The organism is Halioglobus maricola, assembly GCF_009388985.1.
GTDB classification, from domain to species: domain Bacteria; phylum Pseudomonadota; class Gammaproteobacteria; order Pseudomonadales; family Halieaceae; genus Halioglobus; species Halioglobus maricola.
In genome coordinates this window covers 2,369,610-2,393,371 of the sequence record NZ_CP036422.1, presented here as the reverse complement: position 1 = coordinate 2,393,371, position 23,762 = coordinate 2,369,610, and the positions used below count along the sequence as shown (strand labels likewise).

Sequence of the window (23,762 nt, the reverse complement as noted above, 5' to 3'; positions counted from 1 at the left end):
ATATTCGGTTGACACCGGGCGCCCGGTGCATACAATAGGCGCCTCTTTACCACGCACTGCCCTGCAGAGCGTGCTGTGAAGCGGGAATAGCTCAGTTGGTAGAGCGCAACCTTGCCAAGGTTGAGGTCGCCGGTTCGAACCCGGTTTCCCGCTCCAACTTCTTTTCAGACTGGTTCTCAGTCGACTATGTGGCTCGGTGGCAGAGTGGTGATGCAGCGGATTGCAAATCCGTCTACGCCGGTTCGATTCCGACCCGAGCCTCCATTTTTCTTTAGTATCGTATGACAAATCCGTCTATGGAATCTGATCTCGTCAAGTACAACCGTGTCATCCAGGCGATGTCTGGTGCAGGCGCTATTTACATCGGTTCAGCGGCGTCTAACACTAGAATGGTTGTCACTCATGGTCTGCTGGGTGAAAGCCCATTGAAGCCGTTGTTGGAAACCTACCTACAAGAAAACACGCCACTGGCGGGTCTAATGTCTCGGGCCGACGGCAGTTTCACGGTGTTCTGGAATGGTGACGCCAGTGTCGAGAAACTCAATGAGGCACTGGGGCCTGACACCGAGCATCTAGTGTGGGATTCAGCCAGCGGAGCGTTTGGTCAGACCGCAGACTTGTGGCCCGCAGACTATGTATTTGGCCAGTTTCTGCTGCTGGTGAGTCTGGGTCAGATCCGGCTGCCGATGCAGTCAGGCAAGGTGTTCTGCCCCTTTTGTGGGGAACAGCATGAACCTCAAGGTGAGATAACGCCTTGCCCTCGCTTGAATGACGAGTTCGCGCAGTTTACCGCTGGCGGTTGATTTTTACTGCTTTTCCAGTGCATTTAAGGCGTCAGTGTCCACGCCTTTCATCGCGTCTTTTGCAGCCTTCTCAGGGTGTGGTCCGGCCTTTTTCGCCTCTTTATTGATACTGTAACCGGCCGCTGCACCGGCCGCAGCGTTGCCGGCTGCGACAGCCTGTTGTTGTAGTTTTTCCCCCTCCGCTTCGCCGGCTAGCCAGCCTTGGCGATACTCCTCGTCCGACGCGAAGCGCTCTGTATCCTTGATGTAGTGCTCGTAGTTGTTACCACCTTCTTTCATGCCGCTGTGACGACCATCGTGAAAGCCGGTGATATAGGATTGATTATGGCCCTGTTGCTGTAGGGTGGAGTCAGTCGTTCCGCAGCCCGATAGCGTCGCGAGAATGACCAGTGCTGCAAAAAAATGTTGAGACAATTTCATGTGCTGTTCCTTGCCTGTTACTTGCCAATGCTTGACGCTAGTGTAGCGCAGTTAGCGCTTTCGAGGCAGATTCCAAAATCCTGACATCCGCCAGTGAGTCCGCCCGGGTTTTGCCGGGATTGATGATCGCGATGGGAATACCTTGCTCTGCAGCCAGTCGACACAGGCGATAACCTGAGTAAACCTGAAGCGAACTGCCGATAACCAGAAGTGCGTCAGAGCGAGTCAGTGCCGCTATGCAGTCTTGATTTCGAGCCGCGGGAATATTGCCGCCAAAGAACACCACGTCGGGCATCAGGATGCCCCGACAGCCTGGGCAGCACGGAATCTCGAATCGATCGAGTACGGTGTCTTCCAAATCGCGGTCGCCGTCAGGGCGGGCTTCTGCAGCAGCACTGACCAGCCAGGGATTCTTCGCCGTAAGCTCTGCCTGTAAGATTTCCCGTTGATAGAGTGACTTGCATTCGATGCAGCGAACGCGATCAAGCCGGCCATGCAGGTCAATGACCCGGTTACTGCCTGCACGCTGGTGCAGTCGATCGACATTCTGGGTGACCAGTTGCTCGATGCGACCCTGTCGTTCCAGGCGAGCCAGGGCCAGATGAGCCGGATTGGGTGACGCATCGCGAACCGCAGGCCAGCCAAGCGTAGAGCGTGCCCAATAGCGTTTACGGGTGTGCTCCTGCTGCAAAAATTCGCGGTGCTGGATGGGTTTCCGATAGAGCCATTTGCCCTCTGTATCGCGGTATGTTGGCAGACCTGATGGAGCGCTGATACCTGCACCGGTCAGCGTGAAAAGGCTCTCGCTGGTGCTCAGGAACCGTTGTAACTCGGTGATGGGGCGGGTGCTGTTTTGCATAGTGACAGTATACGTTGGAAGGACACCTGACAGTTCAGTGATCTATGCTTGGGTGACAACGTATATTTGCTGAGGAGGAGAGCGTATGCGTATTCTGGTGACAGGCGGGACAGGGTTTATCGGTGGTGCGTTGATCCCTGAATTGACGCGGCAGGGTCACGACATCTTGTTACTCAGTCGCCAGGTTCTGCCTTGTGACGGTGTCTACCCATCGGTCACATCACTCGACCAAATCAGTTCTTCGGAGCGCATTGATGCAGTGATCAACCTGGCCGGAGCGTCGATGGCAGGGCAACGCTGGAACACCGACTACAAACGCGAGCTGGTGAATAGCCGCATCGACGTAACGAAAGCGCTGGTTTGCCTTGTCGAACGCCTTGAGACGCCACCTGAGGTGATCGTCAGTGCCAGTGCAATCGGCTATTACGGGCATCACGACGACGAAAAATTGCGGGAAGATAGCCTCCCTGAGGCCGGTTTTTCACAGTCGCTCTGTCAGGAGTGGGAAGATGCGTTGGATCCCGCTCGGGAGGCGGGCATTCGCGTGGCAACCTTGCGTCTTGGCGTGGTGCTCGATGCAGGAGGAGGGGCGTTCGAGCAGATGGCGGGCTCATTCCGCCTCGGTGTCGGCACCTGGCTCGGCAGTGGCAGGCAGTGGTTGAGCTGGATTCATCGCCGCGACGTTGTCGCTGCCATTTCATATGTGCTGAGCGACGCCAATCTTTCTGGCCCCTTCAATGTCTGTGCGCCAGAACCAGTGACCAGCCGCGATTTCGCGAGGGTGCTCAGCAAACACTACTTTACCCTGGCCTCAATTCCGGTGCCGGCATTTGCAGCACGACTGTTGGTAGGTGAGATGGCCGATGAGTTGCTGCTGCGTGGGCAGCGGGTGATCCCGCAGGCATTGCAGGATGCTGGCTTTGCTTTCAGGTATCCTACCTTGGATCAGGCTGTAGCAGCCATTCGCTGACGGGAGATAGATGTGAAAATTAAGGGCCCCTGGGAACTCCAGAAAATTCATAATTGGTTGGGAGAGAACAGGTATCCATTGCGTGTTGCCTGCGTGGGTGATGACGGTTATCCAAGAGTTGTCTCGCTCTGGTTTACCTTTCGCGATGGGAAGTTTCACTGCGTGTCACATCGTGATTCACCACTGGTAAAACTATTGCGCAAGGCGCCCAAGGTGGGTTTTGAGATATCGCCCAATCAACCGCCTTATTGCGGTGTGAGGGGGCAGGGGGATGCCGTGCTTTCGAGCGACGGTGCCGCAGATAACTTGTTGTTGGCGATTGATCGATATCTCGGGGACGGCAACCAGTCTCTGGCTACCTGGTTGCTGTCGCGAGTAGACGAGGAAGTCACCATCACTATTACCCCTAGTCGCTTCTTCAGCTGGGACTACCGCTCCCGCATGGATGATAAAGAAACACAGCAAGCAGTACCCGCGGATTGATGAGCTCAGGTCACATTTCGAATCTGTAATTCATCCGGATACGGATTTAGAAATACCTGCTGGGCAATGTATTCGTTAGGGTGATTGGCGAAGTGGTGCTTGAGTAAGGTAATTGGCACGATAAGTGGAATGGCACTGAGGCGATACTGATCGATAAGTGCACTCAGGCGCTGTCGTTCCGCTGGCGCGATATGTTTGCGCAGGTAGCCCGCAAGATGAAACAACACGTTGGCATGGCTGCGACGGCTGGTGCGCATGCTCAAAGCAGTCATCAAGCTGGCGATGAATTCTGTGGCGAGTGCGTCGATGTTTTCCTTACCTGCGTTGGCCAGGAGTTTGCCCAGCGATTTATAGCTGGGCACATGGTGTGCCATTACCAGGTATTTGTAGCGGCTGTAAAAAGCGATCAGGCTACTTGCGCTTAGCCCGTCTGCGCAGAGCTTGTGCCACTGGTGGTAGACGTACACGCGGGTGACAAAGCTCTCACGCAAACCGGGATCGTTGAGGCGCCCGTCGTCTTCCAGAGGTAGTAGTGGGTCGAGTGCCGCCAATGTAGATGCGAACATACCCTGACTGTCGTGGGCGACCACGTTACCTTTATTATTGTAGCGTTTGACCCGATCGAAGCCGCAGCTGGGGCTGCCCTTGACCAGTATGTAACCGCTGAGTCGGGGCGTCTGCTCGATGACCTGATGGGCGAATTCTTGCAACGGGACAGTGACATCGAGTTCCCCTGTAGCCACGTCAACGACGCGCAGTGCGTCGGGCTCACCGACAATCTGGATGGGGGGTCTGGGCACGCCTAAGCCGATCGCCATCTCTGGGCAGAAAGGCCGTGCATCGAAGCACTCCAACATGCGCTGTACATGGCCATTCGCTGCCTTGGTCTGGCCGTCATAGCGCACGGGATTACCGGCGAGGCAGGAGCCTATCCCGACGATAGGCAGGGGCTGGTAATCAGGCGATAAGTTCACTCGGTTGTCCTCCTGTTGACTGAAAACTACGCGTTCCGACGATTCGCTGCAAGAGCCTCGCCAGCAAGGCGGGGAAGGTTTGCTGGGAATGCGCTAATCCACGTCTCGATATGCTGCGTATCACTATCAAACGATGGCAAGAGATGCGAAACAGGTGACACAGATTGAATTTCAAGCCATGCCCTTGTACGGCATCGGCACAGTAGCCCGCCTTACTGGCGTTAAACCGGATACACTGCGCGTCTGGGAGCGCCGCTACAGCCTTGGTGCCAGCCATAAGTCGCCGACAGGGCGACGCCAGTATACCCAGACTGATTTGGACCATCTGCAGCTTGTCTCTGCGCTGGTCGAGTCAGGCACGCGCATTGGCGAGATTGCTGGCAGTGACAGGAAGACCCTGGAGCATTTACTGGATAGCAGCACAGGCACGACAGCGGCTGCGCCCAAGCCCCGAGTGATTTTTGTAGGTCAGCGATTAGCCTCGTGGCTGCAGGAGCATCAGGGCTACCTTGCCAAGTGCAACGCCAAAATCACCGCCAGCAGCGTCATCGAATTTCTGGACGCGGCGTCAACCAACGAGTTTGTGTGCGACGCGCTGGTCGTGGAAAGCACATCGCTGGGGCCAGAGGCGTGGCGCAGGTTGAGCAATGCCAGAGAATGTCTGGGTAACCCCAGCCTCATGGTTCTGGCCGACAGCATCAGTGACCACTGGCGTGAAGAGCTAGACCGGGCCGGTGTGGCCTCTGCGGAGTTCCCTCCGCAGCCAACCGAACTTGCGTACTACCTGGCGCATGGCGTGACCGAGAAGGAATCTGATGCCGGTCACTCAAGCCTGAGCGAATTGGTGAGCACACGCCCGCATGCCTTCAGTGAAAAGCAGTTGAGAGAGCTCAAAGAGATTGGCTCGCAGGATTCGACGCAGCTGATCACCATGGTGGAAGACCTCAACGAGCTAGAGACTGTGTGTGCTTCCCGAGACGGCGACACCTGGCAGGAAGCGGCAAGTAACGCGGTTATCTATGCTTTGGTCAGGCAGGCACGCTGGCTGACCGAACGCGCGCTCGAGACCGCCGTAAGCCCCCATGGGCGGAGCTGATTAATTCGTCTAGAATGGGGTTCTACTCCGCAAAAGGCGAAATCACTTGGGTTCTCTCGGCAGAAGCATGGGTATGGCGGTCGCCATTACCATGTTCCTATTCAGTCTCTGGATGTACCAGCGCAGCGGCGACTGGGTAGCGCTGGTTTTCGCCATCGGTAGCCTGGGCTACGGGGTATTCTTTTTCACTCGTAGAGGGGCTGGCGAATGAAGCGCTCAGTGCACTTACTTTGGCTAGCTGCCTTGATGGCGTTGCTCACGGGCTGCGCCAATATGATGGCCGACTTCGATCCCCCGACAGCCACGTTGGAGAGCTTCAAGGTGCTGCCTTCCGAAGGGACGACGCCTCGATTCGAGATCAAACTGCGCATCGCCAACCCCAACAAAGAAGGGTTGGATATCGCAGGAATCGCATACAGTGTTGAGATACTGGAGAAGGAACTCATCAGTGGCGTCACTAATGACGTGCCATATATCGATGGATACGCCGAGGAAGTGGTCACCGTTGAAGCCGGGCTAAAGCTGTTCCAGCTTGTGCGTCTCCTGGCGGGATTGAGTACTGAGACCAGCAGTAACCTCGACTATCGTTTTACCGCCAAGATTGATTTTAACGGCTTTATGCCGACCCAGCGTATCGAGGAGACGGGGACAATCGACCTGTCATCCCAGCAGTGATTGGGCGAAAATCGCCAGGATAATCAGCGGGCAGACAAATTTCACATACCAGGGCCAGATCTTCCAGAACAGGCTCTGCTCAACCGCAGCGTTGCCTTTGCGCAGCTCCTCCAGTATCGAGTTCCTGTTCCACACCCAGCCTGCGAAGAAGCAGAGCATAAAGCCCAGCAGCGGCTGGCTGTAGCGTGTCGTAATGGAAATGACCAGGCCAAACAATGTGCCGAAGTTGAGTAAAATGGCGGTACTGACCAGAGCGATCGCGCCACCGATAACCCACACGGCGGTGTGTCGTTTTACTCCGTGTTCTTCAATGGTGTAGGCCACAGGTACTTCCAGCATCGAGATAGACGAGGTCAGGGCGGCGATACTCATCAGGAAGAAAAATGTGAAGCTGACAATCAGGCCGGCAAAACCCATGGTCGAAAAGAGCTCGGGTAGCACGGTGAAAATCAGCGTGTCTTCTGAAATCAGTGCCCCGGTTGCGGTGAAAATCTCCACTCCGTTGTGCAAGGCAACGTACATGGCGGGTAGTACCAGAAAGCCCGCCATGACAGCGATGGAGATGTCGACCAGTGTCACCATGCCACCCAGCACAGGCAAGTTCTCCTTGTCAGAAACATAGGAACCATAGATCAGCATGGTACCGACACCCAGCGACATGGAGAAGAACGCAGCGCCAAGGGCAGCGATAATCAGTTTGGGTTCGAGTGCGCGGGAGAAGTCGGGCAGCAAGTAAACTTTTAGCCCGTCAATCGCTCCGTCCAATGTGAGCACGTACACGACCAGGGCCAGCAGCGTCACCAGAAGGGCCGGCATCAGGCGAGCGGACCAGCGTTCGATGCCTTCGCGTACACCTGCGCTGATGATGCTGATCGTCAGGCTCATGAACAGCAGCATGAAAATCATGTTGCGCATGAAGCCGAAGGACACCAACCATTGCGCAGCGTTGTCCATGCCCAGCAGGAGTGCAGCTGCTGACAGGCAATGTGCGATCATCCAGCCCGCCACGATGGCGTAGAAACTCAGGATCAGGCTGGCGACAATAAAGCCGGCAATACCCGTCGTGGCGCCTATTTTTTTGAGCAGGGCAGACGGCGAAATGAGGCGCAAGGCTGTGACGGCATTCGCGTGGGCGTGACGGCCAATGATCAGCTCTGCCATTAACGCCGGGTAGGCCAGGGTAAACGCGAGTATCAGGTAAACCAGCAGGAAGGCCGCTCCGCCATTGCTGGCGGCCTGGGTGGGGAAACCCCAGATATTGCCAAGCCCAACCGCACTGCCTGCCGCAGCCATTACAAACCCAAAGCGGGAGGTAAATTCGCCCCGTGCTGATGCCATGTTTCACCCGATATTGTTGATTATGCGCGGATTGTAGCAGGCTACTGCACGGCCTCACAGGGCCGCAGTGCCTTGTCGTCCCGTTTGATACCGAACAGTTTGCGTGTCATCCGAGGTACTAATGAAAGTACTTCTGCGTAGGCATCAAATGCCGCGGCGATGGGAGAGACTGTGGTTTTGAGATTGTCGAAATCGCCCCTAAGCCGGACCGAAGACGGAACCTGCAATGCCCGAGACTTCGAACGGGGGGTTATTTTGAGATCCATTCGCTGGCCGACCATATCAACTTCTGCCTCTCCGGTAGCCACCATGCGTTTCGTTTCGACGTAGAGACTATCGCTGTTAGCAACGCCGTCCAGCAACTGGAATTTCGCCATAGTGCAATCGATGTGGGTCGATTTTTCCGCTGCAGCGCCCGAGTAGAACCAGGCGAGCAGGTCGGTGGCCAGGAGGTCGTAGGCGGCGCCCTGTATTTCCGCGTTTTCAAGCGCGAGGGCAAGGCTGCCGTCGAGATCACTTAATAGCTCCTCCCTGTTCGCGCCTTGAGAGCTGATACCGCCGCGTACAGTCAGTTCTCCCCTGATGTCGGCGTCCCGGCCCAGGTCCCGGCCCAAGGTGTTAAGCGGGATGGCAATCGCTTCACCGGCGAGGCTGACGAACGGAGGTCTGGCATTCAGATCAATGATGCCGCGCACTTCGCCGACGGTGTCTGCGTAGCCCACGTTGAATTCTCGCAGGGTATAGCGATTGTCCACGCCGGTGATGTGGATGTTGATATTGTCGATATTGGTGCGTTCGCCTACCACGCCGCCAATGTTGATCCTGAAGTCGGTCGGAAGCGAACTTCCCGTACCCAGAACGTTTTCCAGCAATTCCACGGGTTCAGCTTCAACCAGCTGTTCTGACGGGTTGTAGTCCTCTGTGGAAGCCACGCTAGCTTGCAGGCCGATATCATCGAGGTACAGAACAGGGCTTGCGAGTTTGGCCTGTATGCCGGTGATCGTGCCTTTGGCGTGACTGATCCGTGTGTCCAGATCGATTGACGATTCACCAATCTTGCCGCGGTGATTGGCCGTGATCTCGGAAGGAGAGTAAGTCAACTCTGCCTGCCCGTGCAGGGGGTTTAGCCGTAACTCGGTGAGTGTCTCAAGCAGTGCGGTATCTCTTAGCTGGTAATCGATACTAGCCCTGGCGGATAGCGCGCCAGTAATGTCCGATGCCTTTCCCGCGATATCGAGACGGAGTGGGCCCTGGGCTTTCCTGGTTGTAATCGCTATTGCAGGAAGATCCAAAACGTCGTCCTGGTAGTTCAGGCGGAACTGTCCTGCCAGAGCACCCATGTGAGTTGGGTGGCTGAAGTTCTCGAAGATGGTCTGCAAAATCTGGTCGGTCGGGACATCCGAAAAATTTCCCTGTAGCGTCAGGCCATTAAACGGCGCCAGGTTGTTCACCGCACCTTTGGCCCAGAGTTGCAGGTTGGGGCCGTCAACGCTCAGCTGTAGATCGTTCAGTGCGAGACGCTGATCGTGTTGCTGGAATTTCGCCTTGCCGTCAACCCTGCCCAGGGCGGGCACCGCTATGGTGGTGTACTGTGAGAACGCGCTCACATCGCTGAGGGTGATGGCAACACTGGCCTCAGTGCCTGATATGATGGGCTGCTTTAGCGGAGTAATGGCCGCCTCATGCGGAACGATAATGATGTCGAGGTCGCTTCCCCGGGCGGTAAACAGCCCTGTGACAGGCTGCAAAAGCTCGCCGCTGCCCGCTAGCGTGAGATCGCCGTCCAGGACAAACCCTCCGGGCACATCAGTGCCCATGATCTCACCCAGGTAACGACTGTCTGGCGAATCGACGCTCATGGTAAGCGTGACATCCTGGGCGGCGGCTATGCCCTTGGTATCCATCCCTACAAGGTTCCCGGCTTCGCCTGCGAGCCGGAACAGTAATTCGTCAGGGTCGCCGACCTCGATCACTAGATTCTCCAGGGCGATTCTATCCTCACGACCAACCAGGGAACCCGATGCGGAAAATGCGCCGGGCTCGAAGGGCAGGGGGCCTGTCCACTGTGCGAGAGTGGCTACTGAGGGGCCGGTCATGTCCAGCCTGATCTCGTTGTCTCTTGCGCCCATTCGCTGTGGGTCAAGGTGTCCGCCCACGCTGACGATGAGGCCATTGTCTGCCTCGCTGCGAAGCAGAAATTCATCGATGACTGGTTGCTTCAGGGTGCCGGTAATCGTTGCATTTCCGGCCGCTCGCCCAAGGCTGTGCAGGTCGAGATTGAGCCACTCGAGCACCACATCCATTGAAGAAATCTCGCCTGCCGCAACCAGTTTCAATTCACCACCCGCCTGAATGTCGTATTCCATCGTACCGGCGGCTTCGACCCCATAGGCGGGCATATTGTCGAGCGTGAATAGCGCGTTGTTGAGAACAAAGCCGTTAGTGTCCCCGTTCATCTCGGCTTCGAGTTTTAGCCTGCCTTCGAGGACGCCCCGGGCTCTGAAACCGCGGAGAAATTCACGAATGTCTGCGTAATCGGCATTCAGTTTGAAGTCGTAGCTGAACTCGTCACGGGAACCTCTGACCTCACCATTTAGCCGCACAAAACTGTTGGATGCAGGCGCGGTGAACTTGCCATGCAGGTCGACAGAACTAATCCTGCCATGATCTCGCAGTGTGGAGATTGCAATATCCAGCTCAAGTGGCTCACCTTCATAGCGTGCCTGACCGCTGGCCTGGAAGCTATGGGAGTCCGGCCGGCCACCCTGAATGTCTTCCAGCGGGAAAATGAAAATGTTCTCTCCGGCGGTTACCAGGTGAAATTGACCGACACTGAGGTCTGCCGGTAACCAGCCGAGATAGTTCAGCCATTCTCTGGGGCGCGGATCATCCACATCGTCACTGTCAGAGGTGTAGAGAATGACTTGCCGCGCGCTAAGCGTCGTGGCCTCGAGGTTGGCGCGATAGAGGTCTCGCCAGCCGATATCACCTGCAAACCCCAGCACACTCAGGAACGGCGGTGCAGCGTCATCCTTTGGATAGAGATGGATCTCTTCAGCGCTTACCTTGCGCTCGAGGGGGCGAAGCACCGGCTTTACCAGGTTGAGCCGATATTCGGTAAAGGTTTCCACCGCCCAGTGTGAGAACGCAATCAGGGTGCGCTCAGAGCGCATTGCGAGTAGCGGCAGTGCCAACAACACTAGCAGCAACAATACGGCAATGAGCAGTTTACGCATGGTGTTGTGGGCCTGAACTCGATTCAGTGGGGGAGTGTAGCACGGTGCGATGTTGATCTAGTTACCGTGATTTTCTTGGCTGTAAGTGCGCCCGATGCTATCATTCGGCTCCCTCCAAGGGGCTGATTTTCAGCCTGCTCCTTCCGCCCGGATGGTGAAATTGGTAGACACAGGAGACTTAAAATCTCCCGACCTTACGGTTGTGCGGGTTCAAGTCCCGCTCCGGGCACCATACTGCAAAAACTGGTATTCTTTTCCCTCTTTCGAAATGACGATTTAGGCGAGGTTTTCCTTGAAGCAGGCTCTCATCAACATGCTCACAATGCAGGACAATATGAACACGCGGGTGCATCCTCAGTGGATCGAGCAACACTTTGAGTGGTACCGCGCGGCCTGGATTGAATGCGGGGAATTGATAGACCACTACGGCTTTAAGTGGTGGAAAAAACAGCAGCCAGACCTGGAACAGGTGCGGCTCGAAGCAATCGATATCTGGCACTTTGGTATGTCGGCCCTCTTTGCCGAGGACAAGTCTATTGAGACTCTCGCCGCAGAGATTGAAGCCGACATTCGCGGTCATCAGCCCAGCGGTGACGGCGTGCGCGAAGCTACCGAGGCACTGGCGCTCAATTGCCTTGAAACGAAAGGCTTTTCGGTGGGCTTGTTCTGGGACCTGATGCTGGCTTCCGGGCTGGACTTCGACGGGCTGTACGCTGCTTATGTCGGTAAGAACGTACTGAATTTCTTCCGCCAGGACCATGGCTATAAAGATGGTTCCTACATCAAGAACTGGTCCGGGAAGGAAGACAACGAGCATCTGGTCGAGATTGTGGATTCGCTGGATAAGGGAGCGGAGGACTTCGCCAAGCAGGTCTATTCCGCGCTTGAGAAGCGCTACCGCGAGCTCGCGTTGGACTGATCAGTGGCGGACGAAGACAGCAAGCTCTCTACCACGGCACTGGCGAAGAAGCTGGATATTCCTGTCCAGCAACTGTTTGCCACGCTGCGGGACTACGGCTGGATTCGCCGCACCGGGGATGCCTGGTTACTGCTTCCCAAGGGGGAGTTTGAGGGGGGCTCTTACCAGAATAGCCGTCGCTATGGACGCTATATCGTCTGGCCACAGGCGCTCGATCATCACCCTCTGCTGGCAGCGATCGAGTCAAATCAGCGCATTACTGCCGCTTCCATGCGGCGTTATTATCCGCGCCTTCACGCTCGTCAGATCAACCGGGCCCTGGCTGAGATCGGCCTCCAGCACCATACCATTCTGGGCTGGGAACTGACGCCGTTGGGGCGGTCACTGGGAGGGAAGCAGGAAGAGAGCGAGGCCAGTGGCGCTTATTATGTCACCTGGCCTCACGAAATTATTGATAACACCGTTATCCACCGTGAGCTTACCCGCCAGTCTGACCAGATACCCACGGCGGAGCCGGCGCAAGCAGGTGCTGAGCCTGATCTGTTTGCCAATCCGGGTGAGAACATCAGCTGCGATGGTATCGACGGCCATCAGTTGGACTCCAGCCTGCAAATGCGCGTGTGTAACTGGTTGTATCTCGCTCAACTCGCCCACGCTTACAAGCGCGCATTACCTACAGAAGAGCTGATCACAGCGGATTTCTATATTCCCGCCGGAAGTGTCTATATCGATTGCTGGGACACCGATATCACTGCGGGTGAAATATCCACGCGCCTGCGAAAACGCGAGATCTACCGCGAGCTGGGGCTACACAGCCTTGAGGTTAATGCAGCTGATGTTGAACGCCTCGATGAGGTGTTGGGCAGGGGCTTGCTGGAGCTGGGCATTCGTTGCTGAGTTACCGGCGCTGCAGAAAGACGCCACACTCCATATGATCGGTGTAGGGGAACTGATCAAACATCGCATGGCGTTTTACGACGTGTGTTTTCGTCAACACCGCCAGGTTGTCTGCCAATGTATTTGGATTGCAGGATATGTAGATAATCGAATCAAAGCGCTGCACCATCTGTACGGTGGCGTCATCCAGGCCCGCGCGTGGAGGGTCTACGAACACAGTTCGTAAATCATATTCCCGCAATGCTTTGGGCAGGTCTTGCAGGCGCCTGAATTCGCGTTCCCCCTGCATGGCCTGAGTCACTTCTTCCGCAGCCAGGCGAATGATCTGAATATTCTCTACACCATTGGCAGCGAGGTTTTCGCGCGCTGCGCGCACCGAGGTTTTCGCCAGCTCTGTGGCAATGACCTGATCGAAGTGTTGCGCCAGTGGCAGCGTGAAGTTGCCGTTGCCGCAGTAAAGCTCCAGCAAGTCACCGTCGAGAGCAGCGGCACGGCCGCACGCCCACTCGATCATTTTGATATTGACCCGCGCGTTCGGCTGGGTGAATGCTTGCTCATACTGGTTGTAGCTGTAGGTCTTGCCTTCGATCTCGAGTTGTTCGGTGACCCAGTTCTTTCCCAATACGAGTTTTTGTTTACGACTGCGGCCAATCAGTGAAATGCCAGGGACATGGCCGTCGAGAAAGACACGTAACGCCTCTGCCTCGCGTTCCCAGGCGTCCTCCAGTTTGCGGTGATAGATCAGCGTAACCAGTGTGTCGCCTGCCAGCGTGGCGAGAAATTCAACCTGAAACAGCTTGCGGCGCAACTCCGGGTTGGCGGTCAGCGCCTCGCGCAAGACGGGCATCAGCTGGCCGATCGTGTCACAGCCGATGGGGAAGTGCGTGATCGGCACCGGGGTCCTGGGGTCGTCCTTGCGGAACATGACGTAGTCGAGCGAGTCGCCGTCATGCCACATGCGAAACTCCGCGCGCATGCGAAAACCGGTGGGCGCTGAAGGATAAATGTCGGGCTCGCCCGCACACCAGGGTGCGAGACCGTGAGCAACCGCCTTGCGTTTCTCGGCCAGTAAACGGGTGTAGTCATCTGGCTGGACATTGCTCATGGGCATGTCAGAAACGCTCCTTGTCGCGGTTGTTCCAGAGCTCTGTGGCGTGTGCCTGGCACGGTGCCAGGCTGTCCGCAAAGCCAACAGCAAGCAGGGCAGCAGCCGTGGTTGCCAGTGTAGCGTCACGACCGTAGGGGTCGTGTTGCGCGCCTCGCCAGAGGGCCTGCAGCGGGGCCACGGAGGGCTGGTCTACCGCGGCTACCTTGTCGGCCACGGTGCGCGGCAGCAACAGCTCGGACTCCTGCTGTCCCTGCAACAGCATTAGCCGGGTTTTGGCCTGCGGCTTGATTTCAACCTCGCCGCTGTCGCCTTTGAAAACCAGCGAACGGGGCTGCCCCAGCAGCTTGTCCGCTGCATGGTGGAGCTCAGCGTAAGCCGGGTGGAAAATACTGTGGATACTCGCGGACGCCTGTAGCGGGTTGAACATACGTGACAGGGTGTTGACCGGCGAACGCAGTCCGAGCAGGGGGCGGAGCAACATCAGTTGGCTCAAGGGTGCACAAAACCGGCGGATCGGCAGGTAGCTGATGCTGTCGCGATCCAACTGGCTGGATACCTGTTTCCAGGAATCAGCGACGGGCAGGCCCAGCGATTGCATCGCCTGTTCAGTGTAAAGCCGGCCCTGGGTGTGGCCATCACCGCCGTGCAGAAACACCCTGTAGCCCGCCTGGGCGATGAGCGTGGCTGCCAGCAGGTACCAGGGATGCTGGGCACGCTTGCCAGCGTAGCTGGGCCAGTCGAGGTCTGCGCTGAGGCCAGCAGGTGGCGCGGTCATCTCTGTGCGGCATGCGTCGACGAAGCCTGCAAGCTCTTCACCGGTCTCTTCTTTCACGCGCAGAAGCATCAGGAAGGCGCCCACCTGCATAGCGTCAGCTTCGCCGCGCAGCAACATGCCAAAGGCCGTGTGTGCCTCCGCTCGGCTGAATGAACGGCTACCGGTTTTTCCCTTGCCCAGAATGCGGATGTATTGGGCAAAGGGGTGTTCTTCACGCGGGATTTGAAAGTCAGTTGTCACAGGCAGTTTTCAGGTTTTGGCAGGCCGGCGATTTTGCTGCCGATCTTTGCGGGTGATCCGGGAAACAGGCTTAGAAGATACAGGCTTTTGCCTTTTTCCGGCCCCAGTTTCAAAGCGCAGTATTTTACCAGAGGCCGCATCGCGGGAGAGGCATCGAATTCTGCATAGTACTCTCGCAGCAGCGTGATCACTTCCCAGTGCTTGTCATTGAGTGCGATACCCTCGGTGGCGGCGATCTCACCGGCCAGCTCCGGCGACCAGTCATCGAGCCTCAGCAGAAAGCCTTCCTTGTCGAAAGCGGTGTTGGAGGCCACGGTCAGTACCAGGCCAGTTGGCGTGGATAGTACTCGCTGAGTGCGACAAAGCCAGCCATGTCGGTGGTGGGGAAGGCGAGTCCCTCGACATCCAGGCCCGCGGCGAGAGCGTCACTGTTGAGTACAAGTACTTTGGCAGCACTGCCTCGCAACATTTGCTCCGCTTCACTTGCGGGGAGGGCACAGTACACGCCATCGCCCAGGAGCAGAATGGTGTCGTCCTTGTCGACAGCGCACAGGCATGCGTCGAGGCTGGTGGAATTCGCGAGCGTATGCAGGATCATGTCAGCAGCTCACCAGATGATCGCAGTCGTTCAACAATGCCTTCACGGCAGTATCGTCCAGCGCTATCGCAGGAAGAACCAGGTCTGCAGCTGTCAGGCCATGCCGCGCCAGTGCTGCGGATTCGACGTAGACTTCTTCTATATCGACCAGTGGCAGGGAGGAGAGCGCACGGCCGATATTTTTCTGGCCGATGTTTTCGCTGGCCTGGTCTGGTATTAGCTGTAGGACGCCATCGCCGGTGAATAACAGGTCGAAGTCCTGCTCGAAAGCGCCCATGGCCAGGGCAAGATCGACCGAGGCGCGGGCAAGGCTGCTGCCATAGGGTGCCCGGCGCATAAGCACCAGGTAGCGTTTTTTATCAGGCATATCAGCCACCGAAGGTCAAAAGCCTGTCCGCACCGGCGCCGGCATCGACCAGCTGGCCGAGGCCGGAAACAGTAAATGCGGGGTGCACAGTGGTCGCGGCGCGCTCATAGCGCCTGGCTTCAGTGGTGTCGAGCATGCCGCGTTTGATGGCGGAGGAGATGCACAACACCAGGTCGATGTCGTGCGCTTCGGCAAGGCTCACCCAGGGTGCCAGCCGATCTGCTTCATCCTGGGGGAAAACGGCGGTAGCGGAACCGGTCGACGTGCCCTCGTCGAGGAAGAACACCCGATTAACCTCGTGCCCGGCCGCAATCGCAGCCTGTGCAAACGCGCATGCGGTGCGAGCGCCTGAGCCGGAGGCAGGAGAGCTGGTCACGAGCAGGGTGTAAATCAAGTTCGGTTCCTCGAAAACAAAAAACCCCGGCCAATGACCGGGGTCTCTTGCGATTGCTTGCGCTTAGTCGTCGCCGCCGAAGGCAGTGAGCAGGTGCAGCATGTGGATGAACAGGTTGTAGATGTTCAGGTACAGGCTGACGGTCGCGCGGATGTAGTTGGTCTCGCCGCCGTTGATGATACGGCTGGTATCAAACAGGATCAGGCCGGACATAATCATCACGATGGCCGCAGAAACGGTCAGTGACAATGCCGGAATGCCCAGGAAGATGTTGGCGATGGAAGCGACAACAGCGACCAGCAGGCCTACCATCAGGAAGCCGCCCATGTAGGAGAAATCCTTGCGAGTTGTCAGCGCGTAGGCAGAAAGACCGAAGAACACTACCGCTGTGCCGCCAAGGGCTTGCATGACCAGGGCAGGGCCGCCGGGCATCGCCATGTAGTAGTTCAGCATGGGGCCAATGGATGCGCCCATCACGCCGGTGAAGGCGAAGATAGCGGGCAATCCCTTGGCCGTGTCAGCCATTTTGTGGACGACGAACAGCAGGCCAAAACCCACCAGGCTGAGAATCAGGCCCATGCCGTGGCTCAGGCCCATGGCCATGGAGATGCCGGCTGTGACCGCGGAAAAGGCCAGGGTCATACCTAGTAGCATGTACGTATTCTTGAGCACCTTGTTGGTCGCAAGGACACTGTCCACGCCAGCAGTGTTCATGTTGTACAGACTCTTGTCTTGCATCGTTTACTCCGTTGTTTGGCACGTTGGTGTGCGAATATCCTATAGACAGATAATAAGGGTGAATAGTTCAAATTTAAAGGGTTCTTGGCCTTGAATTTAAAATGGGTATCTTGCTGAATTTACAAGAGTTTTTTAAGGGCTATTACGGCCGCAGGGAATTGTCATGAGCGAACAGATCGTGGTGTCTTCTGACACCTTCACCATCGAGGCCCCGGCAGCACTGGTGTGGCAGGTTATTGTCGACTTCAGCAAGTACGGTGAATGGAATGCATTCTGTCCTTCTATGGAGGCAGAATTGGTATTGGGCGCACCCGTGGTGATGAAGGTAGACCTAGGTCACGGCCTGAGTGACCAGATTGAGTACATGTCCTGCATCGAGGCTCCGCATCGGATCGCCTGGCGCATGGAGAACAACCCGGGTGACCCCATTCATGCAGAGCGCTGGCAGGTGATCGAGGCGCTTGATGACGAGCGCTGTACCTATGTGTCCTATGACGAATTCTCCGGCGAGGCGGCCGCGGGGATGGTGGAGATGATGGGGGAAGCGGTGCGCAATGGGTTTAATGTGTGTGGCGAAGGCCTCAAACGAAGAGCCGAAACGCTGTTTAAGCAGCTTTGATCAATAGCTCAAACGACCGCTTGCGATCCTCAAAATAATACATATTGGTCACGGCCATAATCTCATCTGCCTGATGTAACTCAGCCAGACGACGAATCTGCGCCCACACCTGGTCAGCAGTTCCCACCGCGCGGCTGTCCTCTCTGCTGCGAATAAACGCTTGCTCCCGCGGGCCCAGGTGGTAGGCGCAGGCCTCTGCCGGGGTGAGTGACTTGCCATTGGTTTCACCGCTAAAAAAGCGGAACAGGTTTAGATCGTGGGCCAGACAGAGCGCTCGAGCGCGCTCTTCATCGTCGGCACAGAACACACTCACGGTAAGAATAGCGTGCGGCTCTGGCTGCAGTTCACTGGGCTGAAAGTGCTGTTTGTAGTGCCCGATCAGGCGATGATCCGCCTGCGGGTTGATAAACAGGCCCAGGTTGTAAGGCAGGCCTCGCTGGGCGGCGAGCACTGCGCTGTCAGGGCTTGAGCCCAGCATCCAAACGGGAATGCTCGGCTGGGGTTTGGGGCTGACTAACGGCTGGGCGCCGGCGTTCCAGAGGTAGTCACACAGCTGCTCCGTGAGTTCCGGGAAACGTTCAAACTTGGGCCGGCCGTCGGTGGCCAGCGCCACGGCAGTAGACATATCTGCTCCGGGAGCACGGCCTATGCCTACGTCAATACGGCCAGGGTAGAGGTTGCTTAAAAGTGAAAAGACTTCCGCGACCTTGTAGGGGCTGTAGTGAGGGAGCATGATCCCGCCGCTACCGATACGGATGCTGGTGGTAGCGGCGCCGATTGCGGCCAACAAGACCTCCGGCGCGCTGCCAGCAACTGCGGAGAAAGCATGATGCTCGGAGAGCCAGAAGCGCTGATAACCGAGGGTTTCAGCCCACTGGGCCATCTCGATGGTTTCGCGCAGTGCCACCGGCGCTTCGTCGGGGGCCCGAGCCAGTGATTGGTCGAGGATGGAAAGGCGCATGCCAGGGAGCTTAGTTTCCCTTCACGATGCCATGGGCGGCGAGATCATCCATAAAGGAATCAATGAATGCGGAGCGCATCTGGCCAATATCGTCTGACTCTTCAATGCCGGCAGACGCTTCCCACAGGCGATCCTCGGTCTCTATTTCATAGAGTTTCGCAGTGAGATGTACTGATTTATGTTCCGACCAGAAATCCTGGGTCTCGCCCACCTGATAGGGCACGCCGTAGATACGGCCGCGGCCGTAGTAGCCTGTTCCATACACGGGGGCTACGCCATAGTATTTGCGCCCGGGGTGTAATACGGCGGTTTCGTCACGCCCGGCGAACAGTGTGACCAGTACGGTATCAACGTCCGCCTCGGCGGCCATTGCACCAATATCTTCTTTGGTGATTTCTGTGCCGGCTTTCAAGGTATGGCTGGCTACAGCCTTAATGCCCTCAGCGGTGAGGGCGGCGGTGAATTCGTTCTCAAATGCTCTGCGGCTTTCCTCCCTGGAGGCGGCGGTATAGACGAGGACGCCTTTGAGGCCCTTTTTATCGGACAGATTGGTCGCTACCCAGGTTTTCTCTACTGAGGCGGTCTGGGTACACGCAGACAGGAATAGGGCGAGTATAAGAAGCGGGGCAGCAGCAATAGAGTATTTGATGGGGAAATCCTTAATGGTGACATTGGAGTGTGGTCACGGGCTGCGAGACACGCAGGCCGTGACCAGCGGCAGGCATCAGGGCAGCGCTACAATCCAGCTGCTGTCTTCGAACCACTTCTTACGCAGGTTCGAGGTCAGGCCTGTTTTTTCGAACGTAGACAGGTAGTTGCGCACCAGGTTAGCGAACTGCGGGTCGGCGTTTGTCATTGCAATGCCAACGGGCTCAACAGACAGTGGCGGCTCGATCACGCCCAGGCCAGCACCGGGATTACGAAGGACGGTCAGCTTCAGGATTGGCAGATCGGCAATCATGGCGTCGACGTCACCAGCCAGCAGCATTTTCACGCCTTCGTCATAGTTGGCAATAGTACGCAGGGTGGCGTTAGGCAGGTTGCGCTTTACAAAGCTCTCACTGGTGGAGTTGCTCAGGGCGACCAGTTTCTTCTCCGAGTTGTTCAGGTCAGCACCGGATTTCACGCTGCTCATAGCCTGGGAAGTGGTCAGCATGGACTTGCCTGACAGCATATAGGGCCCTACAAAGCTTACCTTGCGAGTTCTTTCCGGAGTGATAGCCATTCCGGAAAGCACCATGTCAGCTTCGCCACTCTCGATCGTGCCCAGCAGTTCGCCAAAGGGCTTCTGAACGATTTCGAGTTCTACTTTCATCATGCCGGCGAGGGCGCGTGCCAGGTCAATATCAAAGCCGATCACAGTTTTGTCCCGGCTAACGGCGTTGAAAGGAGGCTGGTCACCTGACACGGCAACCTTGAGAACACCGGCTTCGACGACACGATCCAGTACCGGGCTGGCAGCGAAGGAGAGGCTGGACAGGCAAAGAGCGATTGCGCCGAAGAGCAGGGCGCCAAAGCGGGTGGGTTTGTTTCTAGACTTGAGCATACAAAAACCTTTGATGGGTTGTTTATTGGGGATGCCGTGCTTTTTCAGGGCAGGGGAATACTAGCACTTATTTGTGGGAGTGGTAGTGCTAGTAGCCGTTGACGGTAGATATTGGGGGCAACAAAAAAGGGCACCCTTGTGGGTGCCCTTTTTTGTTGTATGGCGGTGGGCCAGGGATTCGAACCCCGGGAGGGGATAAACCCTCAACGGTTTTCAAGACCGCCGCTTTCGACCACTCAGCCAGCCCACCAAAACCTTCAAATTGTTTGCGCCCGAGCCGCAGCGCGGAGCTGGCGAGGATTATACCTTTTCGAATAACAGGCACAAGGGCCAACAGGCCTCTTGTGCTTGTTTTCTCGAGGCATTTTACACCTGGGCGGCTTCTTCTTCCTCTGTAGCTTCGGTGACCGGCTCAGTTGCCGGCGCTTCTTCTGCTACCGGAGCAGCTGCCTCGGGCAATGCACCACGTGGGTCGTTCGGCGCGCGCGCAACAATCCGGCCGCTGTGCGTAGCCGCTGGAGCGACTTCGTCACTGAACAGTGCGAATGTGTTGGTGCTCACCTCAACGTCGGTAACCGGCTTGGCTGCAATGCGTGGGTCGTTAACCGCACGGCCATCAGCCGTAATGCCGACGGGGGCCGCTTTCGGTGCAGGCGTTTCGGCCACAGGCTCAACAGGAGCCGGTGTGGCTTGTGCAGGAGCTGCAGCAACCGGCTCAGCAGGCGCTTCTGCACCAGGTTTCGCTTCGGGCGTGGAGGCTTCTGCAGTCGCAACAGGCGCTTCTAATTCAGCAGGGGCAGTGGACGCTGGTGCTGCGGGAGTGGCTGCAGCGGCAGGCGTTTCTACCACAGGCGCAGCAACGGCGGGGGCCTCCGTCGTGGGTTCTGCCGCAACGGGTGCGGGCGCTTGCTCAGCTTCTGGCCTGGCCTCGGGCGCGGGCTTGGGCTTGGCGGCAAGTGCTTCCACATTTCCGGTTGCAGCTTCTCCTTCAGGCTTACGGCCGCGGTTGCGACGACGGCGGGGCTCGCCACGCTTCATCTCAGACGGGCGCTTGCGTGGGGCGTCTTCACGGCGTTCTTCGCTCTGTGCGGCGGTGTCCTGCTGGTTTTCAACAGGCGTTTCAGCGGCGACATCCTGCTTGCGACGGTCGTCGTTGTTGCGACGGCGGTTGCGATTACGGTTGCGGTTGTTGCCACCTTCTTCGTTGCGCTGACGCTTTTGGCCTTCGCCGCTCTCGGAACGTTGCTGTGGATCGCGGCGTTCTTGCTCGCCGCGCTGCTCGTTGCCGCGGTTCTGTTGATTGCGGTTCTCGCCGCGCTGCTGACCGTCACCACTGCGCTCGCCATTCCGGTTGCGATTGCGGTTGCGGTTGCGATTGCGGTTACGGTTGTTGCCGCCGGATTTCTGCTCGCCCTCGCCCTGACGTTGCTGGCGACCCTGAGGCTTCTTCTCGGCAGGTTTTTCCTCAACCTCTGGTTCACCGGCAATGGCGGACCAGATACGAGAGAACAGACCCGCTTTAGGCTTGGGCTCAGGTTTGGCTTGTTGCTTGCCACCGCGGTTGCGATTTTGCTGCTTCGGCTTCTCCTGACGAGGAGCGGCTTCTGGCGCTGGCGCTGTTGGTGCTATCGCCTGGACAGCGGCTTGCTGGACAGGAATGGCAGCCTTGTGGCTGTCGGTTATAGCGTCCATATCGGGCTCAGCGATATCGATCTTGTAGCTGATCTCGTGGCCTTCTACCTCGTCGTCACGCAGGCGCTGTACTTCGAAGTGTGGTGTTTCCAGGTTGGGGTTGGGTACCACGAGTACGCGTACTTTGGTGTCGCGCTCTACATCGTTGAGAGCGCCACGCTTTTCGTTGAGCAGGTAGGCAGCCACGTCCACTGGAACGATGGCACGGACTTCAGCGCTGCGCTCCTTGATTGCTTCCTCTTCCAGCAAGCGCAGGATTGAGAGTGCAAGTGATTTGGTGTCGCGGATAGTGCCTTGACCGTTACAACGGGGGCAGACTTTGCCGCTGGTTTCGCCGAGTGATGGACGCAGGCGCTGGCGTGACATTTCTAGCAGGCCAAACCTTGAGATACGGCCGACCTGTACCCGGGCACGGTCGATATCCAGAGCGTCGCGCATGCGGTTTTCAACCTGGCGCTGGCTCTTGGATGCCATCATGTCGATGAAATCGATGACAACCAGGCCACCCATGTCGCGCAGTCGCAACTGGCGGGCCACTTCGTCGGCGGCCTCCAGGTTGGTCTTGAGCGCAGTTTCCTCGATGTCCTTACCCTTGGTGGCACGGGCGGAGTTGATATCGATGGAGACCAGAGCCTCGGTTGGATCGATCACAATGGAGCCGCCGGAGGGCAGGCGTACTTCGCGCTGGAACGCGGTCTCGATCTGGCTCTCGATCTGGAAGCGGTTGAACATCGGAATGTTGTCTTCGTACATGCGCAGGCGGCTTTTGTACTGAGGCATTACCATGCCGACAAAATCCTGAGCCTGTTTGAAGGCATCCGTGGAGTCGATCAGCACCTGGTCGATGTCATCGCGCAGGTAGTCGCGCACGGCGCGAATGATCACGTTACTTTCCTGGAACAGCAGGTTGGGGGATTTTACCTCTTCGTTGGCGTTGCCAATCTTTTCCCACAGCGACAGGAGGTAGTTGAGATCCCACTGCAGTTCTTCGGTGGAGCGGCCCACAGCGGCGGTGCGCACAATCACCCCCATGCCATTGGGGATTTCCAGGTGAGACATGTTTTCGCGCAATTCGCTGCGCTCGTCGCCTTCAATGCTGCGGGAGATGCCGCCAGCACGGGAGTTGTTGGGCATGAGTACCATGTACCGGCCAGCGAGGCTGATAAACGTGGTGAGAGCAGCGCCCTTGTTCCCGCGCTCTTCCTTATCCACCTGGATGATGATCTCGGTGCCTTCCTTGACCACGTCCTTGATTTTCATTCGACCGTCGCCATCTGGCTTGCGGTAGAAGTATTCTCGGGCGATTTCCTTCAGTGGCAGGAAGCCGTGGCGCTCGGCGCCGAAGTCGACAAACGCCGCTTCGAGCGAGGGTTCTACACGGGTAATTTTGCCCTTGTAGATGTTGGATTTTTTCTGGATTCGGGTACGGTTCTCGATGTCCAGGTCGTATAGACGCTGGCCGTCGACCAGCGCAACGCGCAACTCTTCAGGTTGAGTTGCATTGATAAGCATTTTCTTCATAGATGTGCCATTAGCCTTGTGAGCAGGCCTGGCGGGGCAGGGAATACAGTTCCAGAGCAGGCTTTTCAGGCCTTTTGGGGAGAGGCTGTAGGTAAGCAGGGCTAGGGCCCTGATTGCGTGAATGCCACTCCCGGCATCCAGGTTCCAGGGGCTCCGCCGATCTGGCGGGGCCTTGCAGCGCCGGTGGGATGTTGTGGTACTGATCCCGCCTTTTTGTTAGTGTCGCAGCACCTGGGGCTTGCGACGACGCTGTAATATCTCGTTAACTGATTCGGTGTCCCGGCAGTCACTACTGCTCGGTTTCGTTTTATGTCGATGATGGCGCCGGGCTGGCGGCGTTTATACGCCGCAGATGTGGCCCTCGCCTCGACATCCTCGTTACATGTGATCTGTCTGGCGGTACCTTGCTCTCTCGTCGGCAGGCCCAAACTTCGCCAGGGTTGTTACTCACCGGCACCGGTATGTTCACGGGCGGGTTCGATCACAGCGCGGGACTATAGCAGCAATCCTGAGAAAATTAAACGAATTCCGGA

26 protein-coding genes and 4 tRNA genes are annotated in these 23,762 nt (G+C 57.2%); 13 read left to right on the top strand and 17 right to left on the bottom strand.

Annotated features, from left to right (window positions below; translation table 11 throughout):
• Positions 1-80: 80 nt before the first annotated feature.
• The 3 genes from EY643_RS10880 to EY643_RS10870 all read left to right on the top strand — a co-directional run bounded on the left by EY643_RS10880 (position 81) and on the right by EY643_RS10870 (position 803).
• A tRNA-Gly gene (locus EY643_RS10880) sits at positions 81-156 on the top strand.
• Positions 157-190: 34 nt separating this feature from the next.
• Positions 191-264 (top strand) — tRNA-Cys (locus tag EY643_RS10875).
• Positions 265-281: 17 nt separating this feature from the next.
• On the top strand, positions 282-803 hold the full coding sequence (locus EY643_RS10870; protein WP_205743035.1) for a hypothetical protein: 522 nt from the start codon (positions 282-284) through the stop codon (positions 801-803).
• 3 nt (positions 804-806) lie between these two features.
• Here the strand turns inward: EY643_RS10870 and EY643_RS10865 are convergent, their stop codons facing one another.
• Together EY643_RS10865 and EY643_RS10860 are read right to left on the bottom strand one after the other, a co-directional pair.
• Positions 807-1,223: a hypothetical protein gene (locus EY643_RS10865; protein ID WP_152662225.1), complete on the bottom strand. Its 417-nt coding sequence runs from the start codon at positions 1,221-1,223 to the stop codon at positions 807-809.
• A gap of 37 nt (positions 1,224-1,260) precedes the next feature.
• Positions 1,261-2,082: an NAD-dependent protein deacetylase gene (locus EY643_RS10860; RefSeq protein ID WP_152662224.1), complete on the bottom strand. Its 822-nt coding sequence runs from the start codon at positions 2,080-2,082 to the stop codon at positions 1,261-1,263.
• An 85-nt stretch (positions 2,083-2,167) separates the two neighbouring features.
• On the opposite strand from EY643_RS10860, the gene EY643_RS10855 reads away from it, so the two are divergent.
• Complete coding sequence (locus tag EY643_RS10855; RefSeq protein ID WP_152662223.1) at positions 2,168-3,052, top strand: TIGR01777 family oxidoreductase; 885 nt, start codon at positions 2,168-2,170, stop codon at positions 3,050-3,052.
• A 12-nt stretch (positions 3,053-3,064) separates the two neighbouring features.
• Positions 3,065-3,535, top strand: coding sequence for a pyridoxamine 5'-phosphate oxidase family protein (locus tag EY643_RS10850; protein ID WP_170287363.1), 471 nt, complete (start codon positions 3,065-3,067; stop codon positions 3,533-3,535).
• A 5-nt stretch (positions 3,536-3,540) separates the two neighbouring features.
• On the opposite strand, the gene EY643_RS10845 is transcribed toward EY643_RS10850, so the two are convergent.
• Entirely contained in the window at positions 3,541-4,509 is a 969-nt protein-coding gene (locus tag EY643_RS10845; protein ID WP_205743034.1) for a YbgA family protein, read from the bottom strand.
• 154 nt (positions 4,510-4,663) lie between these two features.
• Here EY643_RS10845 and EY643_RS10840 point away from each other — a divergent pair, with 154 nt between their 5' ends.
• From EY643_RS10840 to EY643_RS10830, 3 genes are read left to right on the top strand one after another with little or no spacing between them, the layout of a single operon-like run.
• Positions 4,664-5,605, top strand: coding sequence for a MerR family transcriptional regulator (locus EY643_RS10840; RefSeq protein ID WP_170287362.1), 942 nt, complete (start codon positions 4,664-4,666; stop codon positions 5,603-5,605).
• 46 nt (positions 5,606-5,651) lie between these two features.
• Positions 5,652-5,816, top strand: coding sequence for a hypothetical protein (locus tag EY643_RS10835; protein WP_153239448.1), 165 nt, complete (start codon positions 5,652-5,654; stop codon positions 5,814-5,816).
• Positions 5,813-6,280, top strand: a complete 468-nt coding sequence (locus tag EY643_RS10830) for an LEA/WHy family protein (protein ID WP_152662220.1) — start codon at positions 5,813-5,815, stop codon at positions 6,278-6,280. Before EY643_RS10835 ends, EY643_RS10830 begins: the two co-directional genes overlap by 4 nt.
• On the opposite strand, the gene EY643_RS10825 is transcribed toward EY643_RS10830, so the two are convergent.
• Together EY643_RS10825 and EY643_RS10820 are read right to left on the bottom strand one after the other, a co-directional pair.
• Positions 6,266-7,618, bottom strand: a complete 1,353-nt coding sequence (locus EY643_RS10825) for a sodium-dependent transporter (protein ID WP_152662219.1) — start codon at positions 7,616-7,618, stop codon at positions 6,266-6,268. The genes EY643_RS10830 and EY643_RS10825 overlap by 15 nt on opposite strands.
• A gap of 41 nt (positions 7,619-7,659) precedes the next feature.
• Positions 7,660-10,854 carry an AsmA family protein gene (locus EY643_RS10820; protein WP_152662218.1) on the bottom strand — a complete coding sequence of 1,065 codons (3,195 nt, stop codon included), beginning with the start codon at positions 10,852-10,854 and terminating at the stop codon, positions 7,660-7,662.
• A 145-nt stretch (positions 10,855-10,999) separates the two neighbouring features.
• Here EY643_RS10820 and EY643_RS10815 point away from each other — a divergent pair.
• From EY643_RS10815 to EY643_RS10805, 3 genes are all read left to right on the top strand, one after another.
• Positions 11,000-11,086 (top strand) — tRNA-Leu (locus EY643_RS10815).
• Positions 11,087-11,146: 60 nt separating this feature from the next.
• Positions 11,147-11,773 (top strand): dUTP diphosphatase, encoded by a 627-nt coding sequence (locus tag EY643_RS10810; protein ID WP_240732673.1) that lies wholly within the window; start codon positions 11,147-11,149, stop codon positions 11,771-11,773.
• A 3-nt stretch (positions 11,774-11,776) separates the two neighbouring features.
• Positions 11,777-12,670 (top strand): hypothetical protein, encoded by an 894-nt coding sequence (locus EY643_RS10805; protein WP_152662217.1) that lies wholly within the window; start codon positions 11,777-11,779, stop codon positions 12,668-12,670.
• Position 12,671: 1 nt separating this feature from the next.
• Here the strand turns inward: EY643_RS10805 and trmA are convergent, their stop codons facing one another.
• The 7 genes from trmA to EY643_RS10770 all read right to left on the bottom strand — a co-directional run bounded on the left by trmA (position 12,672) and on the right by EY643_RS10770 (position 16,890).
• Entirely contained in the window at positions 12,672-13,781 is a 1,110-nt protein-coding gene (gene trmA / locus EY643_RS10800; protein ID WP_152662216.1) for a tRNA (uridine(54)-C5)-methyltransferase TrmA, read from the bottom strand.
• Position 13,782: 1 nt separating this feature from the next.
• Entirely contained in the window at positions 13,783-14,793 is a 1,011-nt protein-coding gene (locus EY643_RS10795) for a glycosyl transferase family protein (RefSeq protein WP_170287361.1), read from the bottom strand.
• A complete protein-coding gene (locus EY643_RS10790) occupies positions 14,790-15,107 on the bottom strand; it encodes a TusE/DsrC/DsvC family sulfur relay protein (protein WP_152662214.1) in 318 nt (105 codons plus the stop codon). The genes EY643_RS10795 and EY643_RS10790 overlap by 4 nt, the downstream gene beginning before the upstream one ends.
• Positions 15,108-15,109: 2 nt before the next feature.
• Positions 15,110-15,391 (bottom strand): sulfurtransferase complex subunit TusB, encoded by a 282-nt coding sequence (gene tusB / locus EY643_RS10785; RefSeq protein ID WP_152662213.1) that lies wholly within the window; start codon positions 15,389-15,391, stop codon positions 15,110-15,112.
• A gap of 1 nt (position 15,392) precedes the next feature.
• Complete coding sequence (gene tusC, locus EY643_RS10780) at positions 15,393-15,758, bottom strand: sulfurtransferase complex subunit TusC (protein WP_152662212.1); 366 nt, start codon at positions 15,756-15,758, stop codon at positions 15,393-15,395.
• Position 15,759: 1 nt separating this feature from the next.
• Complete coding sequence (gene tusD, locus EY643_RS10775) at positions 15,760-16,152, bottom strand: sulfurtransferase complex subunit TusD (protein ID WP_170287360.1); 393 nt, start codon at positions 16,150-16,152, stop codon at positions 15,760-15,762.
• A 63-nt stretch (positions 16,153-16,215) separates the two neighbouring features.
• Positions 16,216-16,890: a Bax inhibitor-1/YccA family protein gene (locus tag EY643_RS10770; protein WP_205743033.1), complete on the bottom strand. Its 675-nt coding sequence runs from the start codon at positions 16,888-16,890 to the stop codon at positions 16,216-16,218.
• A 163-nt stretch (positions 16,891-17,053) separates the two neighbouring features.
• Here EY643_RS10770 and EY643_RS10765 point away from each other — a divergent pair, with 163 nt between their 5' ends.
• Complete coding sequence (locus tag EY643_RS10765) at positions 17,054-17,509, top strand: SRPBCC domain-containing protein (RefSeq protein ID WP_152662210.1); 456 nt, start codon at positions 17,054-17,056, stop codon at positions 17,507-17,509.
• On the opposite strand, the gene EY643_RS10760 is transcribed toward EY643_RS10765, so the two are convergent.
• Positions 17,496-18,470, bottom strand: a complete 975-nt coding sequence (locus tag EY643_RS10760) for an LLM class flavin-dependent oxidoreductase (protein WP_152662209.1) — start codon at positions 18,468-18,470, stop codon at positions 17,496-17,498. The two genes, EY643_RS10765 and EY643_RS10760, sit on opposite strands and share 14 nt — an antisense overlap.
• Positions 18,471-18,480: 10 nt before the next feature.
• Positions 18,481-18,882, bottom strand: a complete 402-nt coding sequence (locus EY643_RS10755; RefSeq protein WP_152662208.1) for a hypothetical protein — start codon at positions 18,880-18,882, stop codon at positions 18,481-18,483.
• 3 nt (positions 18,883-18,885) lie between these two features.
• Here EY643_RS10755 and EY643_RS10750 point away from each other — a divergent pair, with 3 nt between their 5' ends.
• The gene (locus EY643_RS10750; RefSeq protein WP_153239447.1) at positions 18,886-19,047 is read left to right on the top strand and encodes a hypothetical protein; all 162 of its coding nucleotides are present in this window, start codon (positions 18,886-18,888) and stop codon (positions 19,045-19,047) included.
• Between the two features lie 147 nt (positions 19,048-19,194).
• On the opposite strand, the gene EY643_RS10745 is transcribed toward EY643_RS10750, so the two are convergent.
• From EY643_RS10745 to rne, 3 genes are all read right to left on the bottom strand, one after another.
• Positions 19,195-20,016: a transporter substrate-binding domain-containing protein gene (locus EY643_RS10745; RefSeq protein WP_152662207.1), complete on the bottom strand. Its 822-nt coding sequence runs from the start codon at positions 20,014-20,016 to the stop codon at positions 19,195-19,197.
• Between the two features lie 160 nt (positions 20,017-20,176).
• Positions 20,177-20,266 (bottom strand) — tRNA-Ser (locus EY643_RS10740).
• 116 nt (positions 20,267-20,382) lie between these two features.
• The gene (rne, locus tag EY643_RS10735; RefSeq protein WP_152662206.1) at positions 20,383-23,229 is read right to left on the bottom strand and encodes a ribonuclease E; all 2,847 of its coding nucleotides are present in this window, start codon (positions 23,227-23,229) and stop codon (positions 20,383-20,385) included.
• Positions 23,230-23,762 lie beyond the last annotated feature (533 nt).